The sequence below is a fragment of the Olsenella profusa F0195 genome (assembly GCF_000468755.1).
Classification (GTDB): domain Bacteria; phylum Actinomycetota; class Coriobacteriia; order Coriobacteriales; family Atopobiaceae; genus Olsenella_F; species Olsenella_F profusa.
Genome location: NZ_AWEZ01000059.1, coordinates 18,905 through 34,137, shown reverse-complemented (window position 1 = coordinate 34,137; position 15,233 = coordinate 18,905). Strand labels below are relative to the sequence as shown.

Here is a 15,233-nt window from a genome sequence, read left to right as displayed (position 1 = left end):
CCTCACCCGCTTCCTCCCTGGGTTTCTATGTGGCGGTGTCACCCTGCATCATCTGGGATGGCGTGATACCGAAGAAGCTCCTGAACTGCCTGTGGAAGCTGCTTACGCTTGAATAGCCCACAAGCGAGGCGACCGCCCGTACGGAGGCGTTGGGTTCCTGGAGCAGTAGCGCCGCTCGGTTCATGCGTTGGGCGTTGACAAGTTCGGAGAACGTACGGCCTGTCTTCCTCCGGAGCAGGCTCGAGAGGTAGCTTGGGTTGTACGAGTAACGCTCTGCGAGCTCCGTGAGCGTCACGGAGTCAGGGTGCGTGGAGATGTCGTTCAGAATGAGTGACACGACGACGTCTGCTGGGGCATGATGCCCCTCGGGGGCGACACTTCTATCCATAATGACATGATAGGCCACGACGAGGGCATCCACCTCCACTTCCCAGTCCGTCTGACGCTCGGAATAGGCTATGACCAGAATCTCGACGATATCCCAGAGCATATCGGCGTCATCGGGCCGTATATTGATCCACGGGCACGTTGCCCCCCTCGTTGCATCCTCTACGACCGAGCGGAGGAGATGCGAGGATGAGGGGGCAAGTGAAAGAAGCAGTCTCTCGAGGTGTCGACGGCGCACGAGAACGGTCAGGGTAATCGTATTGCCGTTACCCTGACCGCTCCCTTTGCCCTCGTCCTGCTCTGAATCCCGTGGCACGACGTCGACGAGATCGGAGTCGTGTAGGAGAAAACAGGTGGATTCGTATCCATCGGCGTGGGCGCGACGTTGGCTCTTCCCTTGCTCAGCCGCCACGATGATATTTGTGCCTGCGGAGATCTGAGCATAGGTGGTCATGTTGAGTATGTGCTGCACCGCGCTGAGGAAGCGCTTGCGAGCCATCGGCCTTGGACCTCCAGTTCTTCCGATTCCCCTCAGCTTCTGCATTGCGTGATGGAAAGTTGTTCCCTCGTCTTACAGGTGCAGCACGCGATCCTTGATCTCCTCGGTGCGTCCCTGGTTCCAGTACTGGGTCCCGATGTAGCCGCAGGTCCTGCGGGCGACGTTCATCTTGGACTGGTCGCGGTTGTGGCAGTGCGGGCACTCCCACACGAGCTTGCCATCATCCTCGGCGATCTGGATCTCGCCGTCGTAGCCGCACACCTGGCAGTAGTCGCTCTTGGTGTTGAGCTCGGCATACATGATGTTGTCGTAGATGTACTGCATGACGCGGATGACGGCCTCGAGGTTGTCCTGCATGTTGGGCACCTCGACGTAGGAGATGGCCCCGCCGGGGGAGAGGCGCTGGAACTCGGACTCGAACTTGAGCTTGGTGAAGGCGTCGATGTCCTCGCGAACGTTCACGTGGTAGCTGTTGGTGATGTAGCCGTGGTCCGTGATGCCCTTGACCACACCGAAGCGCTTCTGCAGGCAGCGCGCGAACTTGTAGGTGGTGGACTCCAGCGGCGTGCCATAGAGGGAGTAGTCGATGTTCTCGGCCGCCTTCCACTCGGCGCACCTGTCGTTCATGTGCTGCATGACGGAGAGGGCGAAGGGCGTCGCCTCCTTATCGGTGTGGCTGTGGCCCGTCATGTACTTGACGCACTCGTACAGGCCGGCATAGCCCAGGCTGATGGTGGAGTAGCCACCATAGAGGAGCCTGTCGATGGTCTCGCCCTTCTTCAGGCGGGCCAGCGCACCGTACTGCCACAGGATGGGCGCGGCGTCGGATGTGGTGCCCACCAGGCGGTCATGACGGCAGCGCAGGGCCCTGTGGCAGAGCTCGAGGCGCTCGTCGAACACACGCCAGAACTCGTCCCTGTCGCCCTCGGAGGAGAGGGCCACGTCAGGCAGGTTGATGGTGACGACACCCTGGTTGAAGCGTCCGTAGTACTTGGGCTTGCCCGGCTCCCAGTTGCCGGCGTTGGCCACGTTGTCATAGCCGTTGCCGGAGCGGTCGGGCGTGAGGAAGGAGCGGCAGCCCATGCAGGTGTACACGTCGCCCTCGCCTTCGGTCTCTCCACGGGAGAGCTTGTACTCGCGCATCTTCTTCTCGGAGATGTAGTCGGGGACCATGCGCTTTGCGGTGCACTTTGCCGCGAGCTTGGTGAGGTAGAAGTACCGGTCGCCCTCGTGGGTGTTGTCCTCCTCGAGCACGTAGATGAGCTTGGGAAACGCGGGTGTGATCCAGACTCCCGCCTCGTTCTTGACGCCCTGGTAGCGCTGGCGGAGCATCTCCTCGATGCAGAGGGCGAGGTCGGCCTTCTCCTGCTCGCTCCTGGCCTCGTTGAGGTACATGAACACGGTGATGAAGGGAGCTTGGCCGTTGGTGGTCATGAGGGTGACCACCTGGTACTGGATGGTCTGGACGCCGCGGGCCACCTCGTCGCGCAGGCGCCTCTCGACGATCCGGTCGATCTTTTCGACGGCGGGGGTGGCGCCGATGGCCTCGAGCTCGGCGTACACCTGGCGGCGGATCTTCTTGCGGCTCACGTCCACGAAGGGGGCGAGGTGCGCCAGGCTGATGGACTGGCCGCCGTACTGGCAGGAGGCCACCTGTGCGATGATCTGCGTGGCGATGTTGCAGGCGGTGGAGAAGCTGTGCGGCTTCTCGATCATGGTGCCGGAGATGACGGTGCCGTTCTGCAGCATGTCCTCGAGGTTCACGAGGTCGCAGTTGTGCATGTGCTGGGCATAGTAGTCCGCATCGTGGAAGTGGATGATGCCGGCGTCGTGGGCCTCCACCACGTCCTGCGGCAGCAGCTGGCGGCAGGCGAGGTCCTTGGAGACCTCACCGGCCATGTAGTCGCGCTGCACGGAGACCACGGTGGGGTTCTTGTTGGAGTTCTCCTGCTTGACCTCCTCGTTGTTGGACTCGATCAGCGAGAGGATCTTGTCATCCGTGGTGTTCTTCCGGCGCTTCTGGTTCTGCAGGTAGCGATAGATGATGTACTTGCGGGCCACCACGAAGCGGTCGAGGGCCATGAGCTGATCCTCGACGAGGTCCTGGACCTCCTCCACGGTGACGGTGTGGCCGGCGGAGGCGCACTCGTCCTCCACGTTGAGCGAGGCGAACCTGATCTCGCGATTGGTGAGACGATCACCCTCGGGCACCTCGGCGTTGGCGGCCTTGATGGCGTTGACGATCTTCTCGGTGTCAAACGTGACCTCTGAACCATTGCGCTTGATGATCTTCATTGGTGCCCCCATGGTGGTAGGTTTTGTTGTCGTGGGTGATGCTTTCCTGAAGACATACTTGACGGTGATATCTACTATGACACAATTTCTAGTGTTTTGCACGAGAATCTTCCACTAGATAATGTGTTTTCTCTTCGACAATTGCCACCTCCCCCTGCCCTACGTCGCTGTTTGCAAACGGCATGTGGCAAAAGCACAGGAAACGAGAATTTCCGGCGAGCGGTCGTCGAATGGCTACATTATGATGAGTCTATCGATATCGGGGACGCCATGCGTGTGCGGGCGTGACGTTCCCTCACAGACAAAGGAGCACCATGTCCATCTGGAACACCCCGCGCCCCATCCGGGCGATCTTCTTTGACGTTGACGGAACCCTTCTCTCCTTCAAGGACCACCGCGTCCCGGAGACGACGCTCATGGCCCTTGCAGAGCTCAAGCGCAAGGGCGTGATGTGCTTCCTGGCAACGGGGCGTCCCCCCTATCAGCTGGAGGAGATATCCATCGACAACTTCGAGGCCTTCATCCTGTTCAACGGCCAGCTCTGCCTTACGCGCGACGAGGTCTTCTTTGACGAGTTCATGGACAAGGGAGACATCGCGGTCGTGGTGGACCAGGTTGACCAGGGTCTCTACGAATGTCTCTTCATGGAGAAGGGGCGCTGCTATGTGAGCGGCCACAACGACGACGTGTGCGCCATCGAGGAGGCCACCGGCCAGCACTTCCAGGAGGGCGACATCCACCAGGCGCTGCATAATGACATCTACCAGCTCAACGTCTTCCTGCATCCGGGTGAGACGGGCGTGGTGACCGATGCCACGGAGCATCTCAAGCTCACGCGCTGGTCGCCGCACTTTGTGGACGCCTTTCCACGCCATGGGGGCAAGCATGCGGCGGTGCGTCGCATGCTGAGGCGCTACGGGCTTGACGCCGACGAGGCGGCCGCCTTTGGTGACGGCGGCAACGACCTCGCGATGTTTGGCGTGGTGGGTACCTCCGTGGCCATGGGCAACGGCAACCCCGAGGTCAAGGAGCAGGCTGACTTCGTAACGAGCGACGTCGACCACGATGGCATCTACAGCGCCTGTGTGAAGCTGGGCCTGCTGTAGGCTGAGATGGGTGGATGATGACGGAGGGAGCACCCATGGCCATGGCATATGACGAGTTCTTGGAGCTGGCACGTGCCTCGCGCAGCTATCGCCGCTTTGACCCAGGTCGCCCCATCCCATGGGACGACCTGCTGGCGCTTGTGGCGGCCGCCCGTCTCGCCCCATCGGGCAACAACATGCAGCAGCTGCGCTTTCGCCTGGTGACGGATGCCGATGCCGTGGCCTACTGCTGCGCGCACCATGGGTGGGCGGCACGCTACCGGGAGTGGGCGGGCCCGAAGGAGGGCGAGCGTCCCTGCGCCTACATCGCCGTGTGCGTGCCCAGGCAGATGGTCACCACCCCCATACGCCTCGTGGACGTGGGCATCGCCGCCCAGACCCTCATGCTGGCGGCGACGGCGCGCGGCATGGGTGGCTGCATGATCAGGAGCTTCGATGCGACGATTGACGAGCGCCTGGGTCTTGACCGCCAGGGACTGGCCTGTGCGTTGCTGCTGGCGTTGGGCTACCCTGCCGAGACGGTGGAGTTGGATGATGCCCAGGGCGGCGACGTCGCCTATTGGCGCGACGGTGCCGACGTGCACCATGTGCCCAAGCTCTCCGTGAAGGAGCTCCTAGCCTAGGGGTTCGCCAGGCCCCTAGGCAGCGTCCGATGTATGGGCGGTGGGATCGGGCACGGTCTGCCTGAGTGCTCCGGTGAGGTCCAGGTCGATATCCACCTTGGTGCCGATGCCGTCTATCATGCCGCTGCGTGAGTACTGCCATATGCCGAAGGCGATCTGCGAGGTGGGCGCGCTCTCATACTCCGCATACCAGAACCCATAGGGGGCAAGCCGCGCGAGGTCCATGCGTCCGAGATCGTACTGGTTGCCATAGACGACGGCGTTGTAGCCCCTCTCGCGGATGCGCTCGCAGAACGCCACGGTGACGGCCGTGCGTTGATCGTTCGTGAGATCGCTCACGCGCGAGTCGTTGGTCGACTCCGGTTCCAGGTCGAAGGCGACGGGATAGGTGAGCTGGCGGCCGCCGATGTGGTCGATGACGTAGTCGGCCTCCTCGATGGCCTCGTCCTCGGTGGTTGCCTGGGAGAAGAAGTACACGCCCAGGCTCATGCCCGCGTCGAGCACGCCGTCCATGTTCTGCTCGGCGCGTGAGTCTGCCACGATGTCAGGCGTGGTCGAGCCGCGGTAGCCCACACGCACGTAGGCAAAGTCGACCCCCATGTCATGGACGGTCGGCCAGTCTATGGCCCCCTGGAACTCCGAGACGTCCACGCCCACGCGGGAGGCGACGGTGCCATTCACGCGGTACTCGTGGAAGTAGCCGGGATGCGAGAGCCTGCTCCAGTCATAGGGGTTTGCGAGCACGTCGTCGGGGGAGACGGCCATGGAGATGGGCGCTGGGGCGGGCGTGAGCTCCTCCTCGATGAACGTCGTGACGGGGTCGGTCGTGGCCTTGAACGCGGTGAGGCGCAGCGCGAGCGCGGCTACGAGCGTCAGGGCCAGTATGATGAGCGGCCGCTTGCGCAGGCGCGGGCCCCTGCGGTGCGCACGGGCGCGCGCCTGGCGCCGCTGGCCTGTCTGAGGGGGCGCCATTGGGGCGCGACGGGCGCCGCGCCTGCCGCTGCGCTTCGTGCCCGTTCGCGCGGTGGGGTGAGCCGCGCGCCGGGCGCGTGCGCCGCCGCCTCTGGCCGTCCTACGGGAGCCCATCTTGGAGCTGCTGCGCCTTGCCGCCACGCTACCTGCCCGTGCGTTCGGTAACGATACGATCCATCATGCCGGCTGCGCCATGGACACATGCTTGGAGCATCTGGCAGCTGACCCGCACCAGGCGGCGGTCGCCGTCGGGCATGTCCCGCAGGCGGGACGTTGGGCCATGTCCGTGGCTGTCATGCAGGGGGGCGTCTGCCACCTAGACCATCTCCTCGGGCTTGAACGCCTCGTCAAATTGCTCCCCCGTAAGATACCCCAGGGAGGTGCAGGCCGTGCGGAGGCTCGTGCCCTCGCAGTGGGCCTTCTGTGCCACCTCGGCCGCGTGCTCGTAGCCGATATGGGGGCTGAGGGCCGTCACGTTCATGAGCGAGCGATGCAGGTTGTCGTGCATGCGCTCGCGATTGGCCTGGATGCCCTGGACGCAGTTGACGTCGAAGCTGCGGATGGCGTCCGCCAAGAGGCGGCAGCTCTGCAGGAAGTCGTAGGCGATGACGGGCATGAACACGTTGAGCTCGAAGTTGCCTTGGCTGGCGGCGAAGCCGATGGCGGCATCGTTGCCCATCACCTGCACGGCCACCATGGTGAGGGCCTCGCACTGGGTGGGGTTCACCTTGCCGGGCATGATGGAGCTGCCCGGCTCGTTGGCGGGGATGGTGATCTCGCCCAAGCCGTTGCGCGGGCCACAGGCCAGCCAGCGCACGTCATTGGCGACCTTCATCAGGTCGGCGGCGAGCGCCTTCACCGCGCCATGGGCGAAGACGAGGGCATCCTTGCTGGTGAGGGCATGGAACTTGTTGGGGTCGGTGCGGAAGGGCAGATCCGTGAGGTCGGCGATCCTGCGTGCCACGAGCTTGTCGAAGCCTGCGGGGGCGTTGAGCCCCGTGCCCACGGCCGTGCCGCCAAGCGCCAGGCGGTAGAGGAAGGGCAGGACGTGGACCATCTGATCGAGGGGCGTGGCCACCAGGCCGCGCCAGCCATGGATCTCCTGGCTGAAGGCGATGGGCACGGCGTCCTGCAGGTGCGTGCGCCCGCTCTTGACGACGCCCTCGTTCTCCACCTCGAGGCGCTTGAGAGTGTCCATGAGGTGTTGCGCGGGTGGGACGAGCTCGTGGGCGAGGGAGAGAGCCGCTGCCATGTTGAGGGCCGTGGGGAAGGTGTCGTTGGAGCTCTGGCTGCAGTTGACGTGGTCGTTGGGATGCACGGGGCGGGGCAGCTCGATGCCCCGCTCGCGGGCGAGGCTGTTCGCCAGGTGGGCGAGGACCTCGTTCATGTTCATGTTGGACTGCGTGCCCGACCCCGTCTGCCATACCCTGAGGGGGAAGGCGTCGGGGCACTGTCCGACAAGCACCAGGTCCGCTGCCTGCTCGATGAGGGCGCCATAGGGTTCCTCGAGTGCGCCCAGCTCGACGTTTGCCTGGGCGGCGGCCTTCTTGACGAGGGCGAGGGCATGGATGATGCCGCGGGGCATGGTCTCGGTGCCGATGTGGAAGTTCTCGAGCGAGCGCTGGGTCTGCGCACCCCAGAGGGCATCGGTGGGGACCCTCACCTCGCCCAGGGAGTCATGCTCGATGCGCCAGGCCTCATCTGCCCGTTGTTGATCCATGCGCCCTCCTCAGTTGTCTGCGCGGCAACATTCTAGTGGAGTGACGAACGCGACGCAGACGGCGGGTTGAGCGGTTCCCTGAGCTATCTCGGGCCGCCCTGTCACGCCATGGCCGCCTCGTGCGAGCCGTCCCACCCCCGTGGGTGCCCTTTGCTGGCTGTGGGTGCCTCTCTTCCGGATGAGGCTCACAAAACGGCAGGTCGCAAGCCATCAACGCAGGAGAGGCGCACCCACATGCAGCGATTGGCACCAACATGCGAGGGGCACCGCACCCACGGGCTATGCTCTGTCTGCCGTGGCCCTGACGCATCCAGCCTGCCCCGCTATGCGAACGCCCTGCGTCAGTCCTCGTCCGTCCCATGCGCGAGCATGTTGTGCGTGACCTTTTTCAGGATCCTGCGCAGGTCGTCCGCCTCCTCGTGCGTGAGGCCAAAGCACTGTCCCATGGCACGGGGCACGGAGCGTGCCTGCTCGCGCAGCTCCATGCCCCGGTCGGTGGCACGCACATACACCTTGCGTGCGTCCTGGCAGGAGCGCTCGCGCGAGATAATGCCTCGCCCCTCCAGCTTGCGCAGGAGGGGGGTGAGGGTTCCGGAATCCAAGAGGAGGCGCTTCCCGAGGTCATGCATCGTGATGGCCCCCTGCTCCCAGACGACCATGAGTGCGATGTACTGCGTGTAGGTGAGCCCGAGCGGCTCGAGCAGGGGAGCATAGCGGCGCACGACCTCCTTGGAGCATGCGTAGAGCGGAAAGCAGAGCTGCCTGTCCAGCAGGAGTAGGTCGTCGTCCGTGGTCGATCGTGCGGCCTTGTGTGCCATGGGTGGGTACCTCCCCCCAGCTGGTGCCTGTGGTCTAGAGGGCCGCCTCGATGGCGCTGCGCACGTCCGCCATGTCCGTCGTGGGCTCGAAGCGCGCGATGAGCCGGCCGTCGCGACCGATGAGGAACTTGGTGAAGTTCCACATGATGTAGGCCTTGTCACCGAACCTCTTGTTGTTGGCAGCGGCAAACTTCTTGAGGCCCGCGGCCTTGAGGCCCTTGCCGAAGCCCTCGAAGGGCCTCTCGGTGGCAAGTGCCGCAAACAGGGGGTCGGCGGTCTCGCCATTGACGTCGATCTTCTTGAACTGTGGGAACTCGGTGCCGAACTTCATGGTGCAGAACTGGTGGATCTCGTCGTCGGACTCGGGCGCCTGGCCGGCAAACTGGTTGCAGGGGAAGTCGAGGATCTCGAAGCCGCGGTCCCTGAAGTCGGCGTAGATCCTCTCGAGGTCCTCGTACTGTGGGGTGAAGCCGCAGCCCGTGGCGGTGTTGACGATGAGCAGCACCTTGCCCTGGTATTTGGTGAGGCTGGTGGTGGAGCCGTCGCGCTCGGTCACGGTGTAGTCAAAGTAGCTCATGGGAGTCCCTTCCGTAAGGTCATGCGAACGATGCCAGTATGCCCCGCCTCCGTGCGCGAGGCAGTAAGAAAATTGCGCGCAACTAATTGTACACAATTGAGAAAGCTATCGACCCCGTATGGGACGACCGTGGCCCTCCCTCGTATGGGCGCCCTTCACCACTCCCATGGGTGTCAATCGATCCATGTGGGCGTCCCTCTCCCAGATGGGCCACCGGCGATCTGCCGCCGTATGGGCCGCCCGCGGGAGAAGGGCGCCCATACGCCGCAATTGGCGGCACACACATGCGGCGCGGCCGCACCCACACGGATGGGGCCCATGGCAGTGAAATAGCATCCTGCCGAGATAATCCCGCGCCATCCGTGGTATGATTAGCAAAGTTGTGTTCGCATCGAAAGGGGAGTCATGAACGAAACGTGGAAGACCAATGTGGGCATGTCCATCCTGGGCGCGGTCGTGGGCATAGTCGTCAATCAGCTGCTCACCAACATGGGAATGGCCGGTAGGGTCATCAACGCCATCCTGATGGTGCTCTTCATCGTGTATGCCCTGGTCTGGTATCCATCCTACTTCACAGACGGTCCCAAGCTCACGAACGCAGGGACCATCTCGTTCCTCAACCTGTTTGCGGGTGGCATCATCTTCGGCTGCCTGTGGAACTACAACCTGACGAGGCACACCAAGGGCGTCTCCAACGTCGTCTTCGTCGTGTTCGCCGTCATCTCCATCCTGGCGTTCTTCTTCGTGCTGCCATACGTCACCCTCACGTTAGGCTAGGTCAAGGGCCCACAGACTGAGGTGCCTGGGCGGCCGGCTTCGTGCCGGCCGCCCTCTTCTCTGGCTGCCGTCACCATCCCCATGCCCGCGCGCGTACGTCTGCAGGCGCCTGCATGCGTCTTGCCCAATTCTGTCCCGTGGGGCAGGGCGTGCGCCCTACCATGCCAGTGAGCATCTGCACGCCGCCTTGGGGGAGGCGCATCACGGAGGGGAGCATCCCATGCCCAAGAGTCTCCATGCGAAGCTGTTCGAACCCATCACGGTGCGTAAGACCACGTTCAAGAACCGTATCGCCTTCGCCCCGCTCGGCATGGTGATGATGAGCGACAGCCGTGGCGGCTTCTCGCAGCGTGCCCAGGACTACTACGTCGAGCGTGCCAAGGGCGGCACCGGTCTGGTCATGAGCGGCGTCACCTTGGGAAGCTACGACGAGATGTACGCGTTTGCCACACCGTGCGCAGCCTACGACCCCGTCTGGTTCGCCAAGACCACCTGGAGCATGAACGAGCGCATCCATGCCTTCAACTCCACGATGTTCCTGCAGGTCTCCGGGGGCTTTGGCCGTGCGATGATGCCGCCGATGGGCACCACGTTCTGGGCGCCGTCCACGATCGAGAACCGCTGGGATCCCTCCATCGAGCATCGCGCGATGACCACGGCAGAGATAGACCGCTGGATCAAGGGCATGATAGCCGCTGCCGCAAGCGCCCGACACGCGCAGTTCGACGGCGTGGAGATCCATGCCGTGCACGAGGGCTACCTGCTCGACCAGTTTGCCACGGCGCTCTACAACCACCGCACGGACGAGTGGGGAGGCTGCCTCGAGAACGGCCTCAAGCCGGCCATCAAGGTGGTGCAGGGCATCAAGGAGATCTGTGGGGATGACTTTCCGGTGAGCCTGCGCTTCTCGCTCAAGGGCTTCGTGAAGGCCATCCGCCAGGGAGCGCTGCCAGGCGAGGAGTTCGAGGAGGCCGCGCGTGACTACGACGAGGGCCTGCGTGCCGCGCATCTGTTGGAGGATGCCGGCTACGACCTGTTCAACGTGGACGCTGGCACCTATGACTCCTGGTACTGGAACCACCCGCCCATGTACTTCAACCAGAAGGGCATCTATCGCACGTTTGGTCATCGGATGAAGGAGGACGGCATCAAGACCCCCATCATCCTGGCAGGGCGCATGGATGATCCCGACATGAGCGTGGGGTCCCTCGGTCCCGACTGTGACATGATCGCCCTCGGGCGCCCGTTGTTGGCTGACGCCGCCTGGCCCAACAAGGTCAAACGCGGCCAGATCGAGGAGATTCGCCCGTGTCTGAGCTGCCATGCCGGTTGCATGGCACGCCTGGAACAGGGTCAGCAGATCTCCTGTGCCGTCAACCCCGCCTGTGGGCGCGAGCGCACGTTCCGCCTCGTCCCCACGACCGAGCCGAAGAAGGTCCTCGTCGTCGGCGGTGGCGTGGGTGGCATGGAGGCTGCGCGCGTGGCGGCCCTCCGCGGTCATGCCGTGACGCTCTGGGAGAGGACCGACCGTCTCGGTGGTGAGCTGCGCCTCTCGGGCGCGCCGGACTTCAAGCAGGATGACCTCAAGTTGTTGGCCTGGTACGAGCGCCAGCTCAGGAGGCTCCCCATCACGGTGGAACTGAACCACGAGGCAACGGCGGCCGAGGTGGACGCGAGTGACTTCGACGTGGTCGTCGTGGGCACGGGAGCCACGCCCATCAGCGTCGACCTTGGTGGGCCGGCGGGCAAGACCGTCCTTGCGGACGAGATCATCGCCGGTACGGTGGAGCCTGGGGAGCGTGTCGCCGTCATCGGCGGCGGCCTGGTGGGCTGCGAGACGGCACTCTCGCTCGCACAGCACGGCCACAAGGTGACGGTCGTCGAGATGCTGCCCAAGATCCTGCGGGGCGGGGAGGGCATGTGCTTCGCCAACTACGACATGCTCAAGGACCTGCTGGCCCTCAACAAGGTGGAGGTGCTGGAGTCCACATCGGCCGACCATGTGGAAGAGGCGGGGCTGGTCGTGAGGAAGAAGGATGGCTCGCTTGCGACCGTCGAGGCGGATACCGTGATGGAGTCGTTGGGCTACCGCGCCGACAGCGCGCTCTATGACGAGCTGCAAGACAGCGACAAGCTGGTGTACAACATCGGTGACTCCAACGGGGTGGGACTCATCATGGATGCCATCTGGGACGCCTATCAGCTCTGCATGGAGATCTAGACGACAGGGACGGGCGGCCCGGCCCCCTGTGGTCCGAGCCATGCCCACCACAGGGAAGGAAGGGTGGTTTGTCATGATCATCGCCATGGCCAACGATCACGCGGGGTACGACCTCAAAGTGCAGATAAGGGAATGGCTCGAGTCCCAGGGCCACGAGGTGCGCGACTTTGGCACGCACGACAGTGGCTCGTGCGACCTCTCCGACTTCATCGTGCCGGCAGCGCAGGTGGTGGCAATGGGTGTGTGCGACCGAGGGATCTTCGTCGATGGCGTGGGCTATGGCTCCGCGATGATCGCCAACAAGTTCCGTGGCATCTTTGCCTGCGTCTGCCAGGATCCGGTCTGTGCGGAACTGGCGCGCCAGCACAACGACGCCAACGTGCTGTGCCTAGGAGGCAAGCTCATCGGGCCGGTGCTGGCCATGGCCACCGTCGAGGCTTGGATGTCCGCCGAGCCGCTCACGGCCGAGAAGTATCAGCGTCGCCGTGACAAGGTGGCCGCCATCGACAGGGAGCGCACCGTCGCGCTGTCGTGACGCCGGGCTGTCAGGCGGGGTGGGTGCTGCCTGCCGCATGTGGGTGCCGATCCCTACCCCTGTGGGTGCTGTCTGTCGCATGTGGGTGCCAATTCCTGCATGTGGGTGCTTTTCTCCTGTTCTGGCTTCTCGCGACCTGCGGCTCTGTCAGCCCCTCTCGGGAGAAAGACACCCACACGAAGCAATCGGCACCCACACGACCGGATGCCGCTGGCGCTGCCGGGCATCCACGGATGCCCGGCCCTCCGGCTCTCCAGGGCCACGCCGCCGTAGCCGCTCATGGACCGCTTGGGGTTTCTCGGTACAATGTCCCCTATGAGCATCGACGCCACATACCATCCCGCGCATGGCCTCACCGCCCCCGAGGTGCGCGCACGCCAGCAGGCTGGCCAGGTCAACGGCGACGCGGACGTCAAGACCAAGTCGGTCGGCCGCATTCTCAAAGAGCATGTCTGCACGCTGTTCAATGCCGTCAACCTGTTCCTTGCCCTGCTCGTTGTCTCTACCGGCCAGTGGCGCAACATGCTCTTCATGCTTGTCGTCCTCTGCAACCTGGCCATCGGGACCCTTCAGGAGGTGCGTGCCAAGCGCATGGTGGATCGGCTGACCATCCTCACGCGGCAGCGCGTGCGCTGTCGGCGCGATGGCCGCACCATCGAGCTTCCGCCGTCCGACCTGGTGCTCGACGACGTCATCCTGCTCGCCCATGGGGACCAGGTCCCGGCGGACGCGCGCGTGCTCTCGGGAGAGGCGCACGTGGACGAGTCGCTCCTGACGGGCGAGTCGAAGCCCCTGCCCAAGGTTGCGGGGGACGAGCTGCTCAGCGGCAGCTTTCTCGAGTCGGGCAGCGTCGTCGCGCGCATCGTGCGCATCGGTCGGGAGGGCTATGCCGCCCGCATCAGCGCCGAGGCCAAGCGTGACAAGCGGGTACGCTCGCAGATGCTCGACGCCATCCACCACATCATTCGCCTGGGGACATTTGCGCTCTTTCCCTTGGGCATCGGCCTCTTTCTGCGCATGTGGCTCTCGGGGCGCTTTGCGCTCGATGACGCCATCCTCTCGACCGTCGCCGCCGTCGTCGGCATGATCCCACAGGGCCTCGTGCTGCTGGTCTCCAGCGTCCTGGCCATCGCCACCACCCGCCTGGCCCTTCGCAGCGTGCTCGTGCAGCAGTCCTATTGCGTGGAGACACTCGCGCGCGTGGACACGCTGTGCCTGGACAAGACCGGCACCATCACGACGGGCGACATGGAGGTCGCGCGCGTCGTGGCGGCGCCCGGACACGACGAGGGGGAGGTGATGCGCGCGCTGGCGGCCGTCGCGCGCGCGACGGCCGAGGATGCCAATGCGACGGGCAAGGCCCTTCTCGCCTATGCCGCCGAACGGGACGTCCCCGAGGGCGCAGCACCGCTGCGCGCGGTGCCGTTCAGCTCGCGTCGCAAGTTCTCCGGCTGTGTGACGCCAACGGGGGAGGCACTGTCCCTGGGTGCGGCGGGGTTCCTGCTCGCCGGCGGCCAGCGCGCCCAGGCGGACGAGCTGCTTGCCGTCGTGTCGCCTGACCCCTGCGAGCGCGTCCTGGTGGTCTGTCGGCACGCGGGCTTCACGGCAGACGGCATGCCCACTGGCGTGGCGGAGCTTCTGGGCATGGTGACCCTGCGCGACCAGCTGCGCCCCACGGCGCCGGCAACCATACGCTACTTTCGCGTGCAGGGCGTCGACCTGCGGGTCATCTCCGGCGACGACCCGCAAACCGCGGCGGCCATCGCCCAGCGCGCCGGCATTCCCCATGCGGAGGACACCATCGATGTCCAGACGCTCTCCACGGAGCGGCAGCTGCGGCAGGCGGCGCGGCGCTGCCACGTGTTCGGTCGCGTCACGCCGGAGCAGAAGCGCCTGCTCGTGCAGGCGCTTCAGGCTGATGGCCATGTGGTTGCCATGACGGGCGACGGCGTCAACGACATCCTTGCCCTCCGCGAGGCGGACTGCTCCATCTCGGTCGCCTCGGGTTCGGCCGCGGCGCGCAACGTATCCGAGATCGTCCTGGCGGATGACGACTTCTCCCATCTGCCCGAGGTGGTGGCGGAGGGAAGGCGCTCCATCAACAATCTGCAGCGCTCCGCCTCGCTCTTCTTGGTGAAGACGGCCTACACGGCCGTGCTGGCCCTCATGTGCATCCTCTGGCCGCCGTACCCCTTCCTGCCCATCCAGATGTCGCTGCTGTCCCTTGCCATCATCGGTGTCCCGTCGTTCGTCCTGGCGCTTGAGCCCAACCACGACCTCGTGCGGGGGGAGTTCCTCCGGCATGTGCTGGCGCGGTCGCTTCCGGCGTCCGTGTCCATCCTGGTGGCGCTGGGCGCAGCGCTCGTGCTGCGGGGCGCATGGGGGCTCTCGTCCGCGGAGATGTCCACCCTCTGTCTGGTGTTGACGGCCGCCGTGGGAACGTGTCTCATCTGGCGCATCTCGCAGCCGCTCACGCCCGTGCGTACGACTCTCCTGGTGGTGGTGGCAGCCATCGTCACGCTGGGCTGCACCGTGTTCGCCCCCGTCTTCCGCGTGGCGCTGCTCGAACCTCATACGGGCTTGTTCGCGCTGCTTGTTGGTCTGGCGACCTGCACGCTGTTCCTGAGGCTGTACGACCTCTCGCTCAGGCGCCTTGATGGCGAGGATGAGGGGACGGAACTGCGGTAGCGTCGTCGGACGAAG

Annotated in this window: 13 protein-coding genes; 6 read left to right on the top strand and 7 right to left on the bottom strand. The window is 64.7% G+C overall.

Annotated features, from left to right (window positions below; translation table 11 throughout):
- Window positions 1-25: 25 nt before the first annotated feature.
- Window positions 26-931: a helix-turn-helix transcriptional regulator gene (locus HMPREF1316_RS08335; RefSeq protein ID WP_084620912.1), complete on the bottom strand. Its 906-nt coding sequence runs from the start codon at window positions 929-931 to the stop codon at window positions 26-28.
- A gap of 27 nt (window positions 932-958) precedes the next feature.
- On the bottom strand, window positions 959-3,181 hold the full coding sequence (gene nrdD / locus HMPREF1316_RS08330; protein WP_021726533.1) for an anaerobic ribonucleoside-triphosphate reductase: 2,223 nt from the start codon (window positions 3,179-3,181) through the stop codon (window positions 959-961).
- A gap of 314 nt (window positions 3,182-3,495) precedes the next feature.
- Between nrdD and HMPREF1316_RS08325 the strand changes: the two genes are divergently transcribed.
- Window positions 3,496-4,287 (top strand): Cof-type HAD-IIB family hydrolase, encoded by a 792-nt coding sequence (locus HMPREF1316_RS08325; protein ID WP_021726527.1) that lies wholly within the window; start codon window positions 3,496-3,498, stop codon window positions 4,285-4,287.
- Between the two features lie 35 nt (window positions 4,288-4,322).
- Window positions 4,323-4,910 carry a nitroreductase family protein gene (locus HMPREF1316_RS08320; protein ID WP_021726524.1) on the top strand — a complete coding sequence of 196 codons (588 nt, stop codon included), beginning with the start codon at window positions 4,323-4,325 and terminating at the stop codon, window positions 4,908-4,910.
- Window positions 4,911-4,925: 15 nt separating this feature from the next.
- On the opposite strand, the gene HMPREF1316_RS08315 is transcribed toward HMPREF1316_RS08320, so the two are convergent.
- The 5 genes from HMPREF1316_RS08315 to HMPREF1316_RS08300 form a co-directional block, all read right to left on the bottom strand.
- Window positions 4,926-5,882, bottom strand: coding sequence for a glycoside hydrolase family 25 protein (locus tag HMPREF1316_RS08315; RefSeq protein ID WP_021726538.1), 957 nt, complete (start codon window positions 5,880-5,882; stop codon window positions 4,926-4,928).
- 142 nt (window positions 5,883-6,024) lie between these two features.
- Window positions 6,025-6,198 carry a hypothetical protein gene (locus HMPREF1316_RS14110; protein ID WP_156901039.1) on the bottom strand — a complete coding sequence of 58 codons (174 nt, stop codon included), beginning with the start codon at window positions 6,196-6,198 and terminating at the stop codon, window positions 6,025-6,027.
- The gene (gene fumC / locus HMPREF1316_RS08310) at window positions 6,199-7,602 is read right to left on the bottom strand and encodes a class II fumarate hydratase (RefSeq protein ID WP_021726525.1); all 1,404 of its coding nucleotides are present in this window, start codon (window positions 7,600-7,602) and stop codon (window positions 6,199-6,201) included.
- 341 nt (window positions 7,603-7,943) lie between these two features.
- Window positions 7,944-8,420 carry a MarR family winged helix-turn-helix transcriptional regulator gene (locus HMPREF1316_RS08305; RefSeq protein ID WP_021726547.1) on the bottom strand — a complete coding sequence of 159 codons (477 nt, stop codon included), beginning with the start codon at window positions 8,418-8,420 and terminating at the stop codon, window positions 7,944-7,946.
- A gap of 34 nt (window positions 8,421-8,454) precedes the next feature.
- Window positions 8,455-8,997 carry a glutathione peroxidase gene (locus HMPREF1316_RS08300; RefSeq protein WP_021726551.1) on the bottom strand — a complete coding sequence of 181 codons (543 nt, stop codon included), beginning with the start codon at window positions 8,995-8,997 and terminating at the stop codon, window positions 8,455-8,457.
- Between the two features lie 405 nt (window positions 8,998-9,402).
- On the opposite strand from HMPREF1316_RS08300, the gene HMPREF1316_RS08295 reads away from it, so the two are divergent.
- The 4 genes from HMPREF1316_RS08295 to HMPREF1316_RS08280 all read left to right on the top strand — a co-directional run bounded on the left by HMPREF1316_RS08295 (window position 9,403) and on the right by HMPREF1316_RS08280 (window position 15,218).
- Window positions 9,403-9,774 (top strand): hypothetical protein, encoded by a 372-nt coding sequence (locus tag HMPREF1316_RS08295; protein WP_021726534.1) that lies wholly within the window; start codon window positions 9,403-9,405, stop codon window positions 9,772-9,774.
- A 220-nt stretch (window positions 9,775-9,994) separates the two neighbouring features.
- Window positions 9,995-11,995, top strand: coding sequence for an FAD-dependent oxidoreductase (locus HMPREF1316_RS08290; protein ID WP_021726528.1), 2,001 nt, complete (start codon window positions 9,995-9,997; stop codon window positions 11,993-11,995).
- A gap of 73 nt (window positions 11,996-12,068) precedes the next feature.
- Entirely contained in the window at window positions 12,069-12,530 is a 462-nt protein-coding gene (locus HMPREF1316_RS08285) for an RpiB/LacA/LacB family sugar-phosphate isomerase (RefSeq protein ID WP_021726548.1), read from the top strand.
- Between the two features lie 306 nt (window positions 12,531-12,836).
- Window positions 12,837-15,218, top strand: coding sequence for an HAD-IC family P-type ATPase (locus HMPREF1316_RS08280; RefSeq protein WP_232204489.1), 2,382 nt, complete (start codon window positions 12,837-12,839; stop codon window positions 15,216-15,218).
- Window positions 15,219-15,233 lie beyond the last annotated feature (15 nt).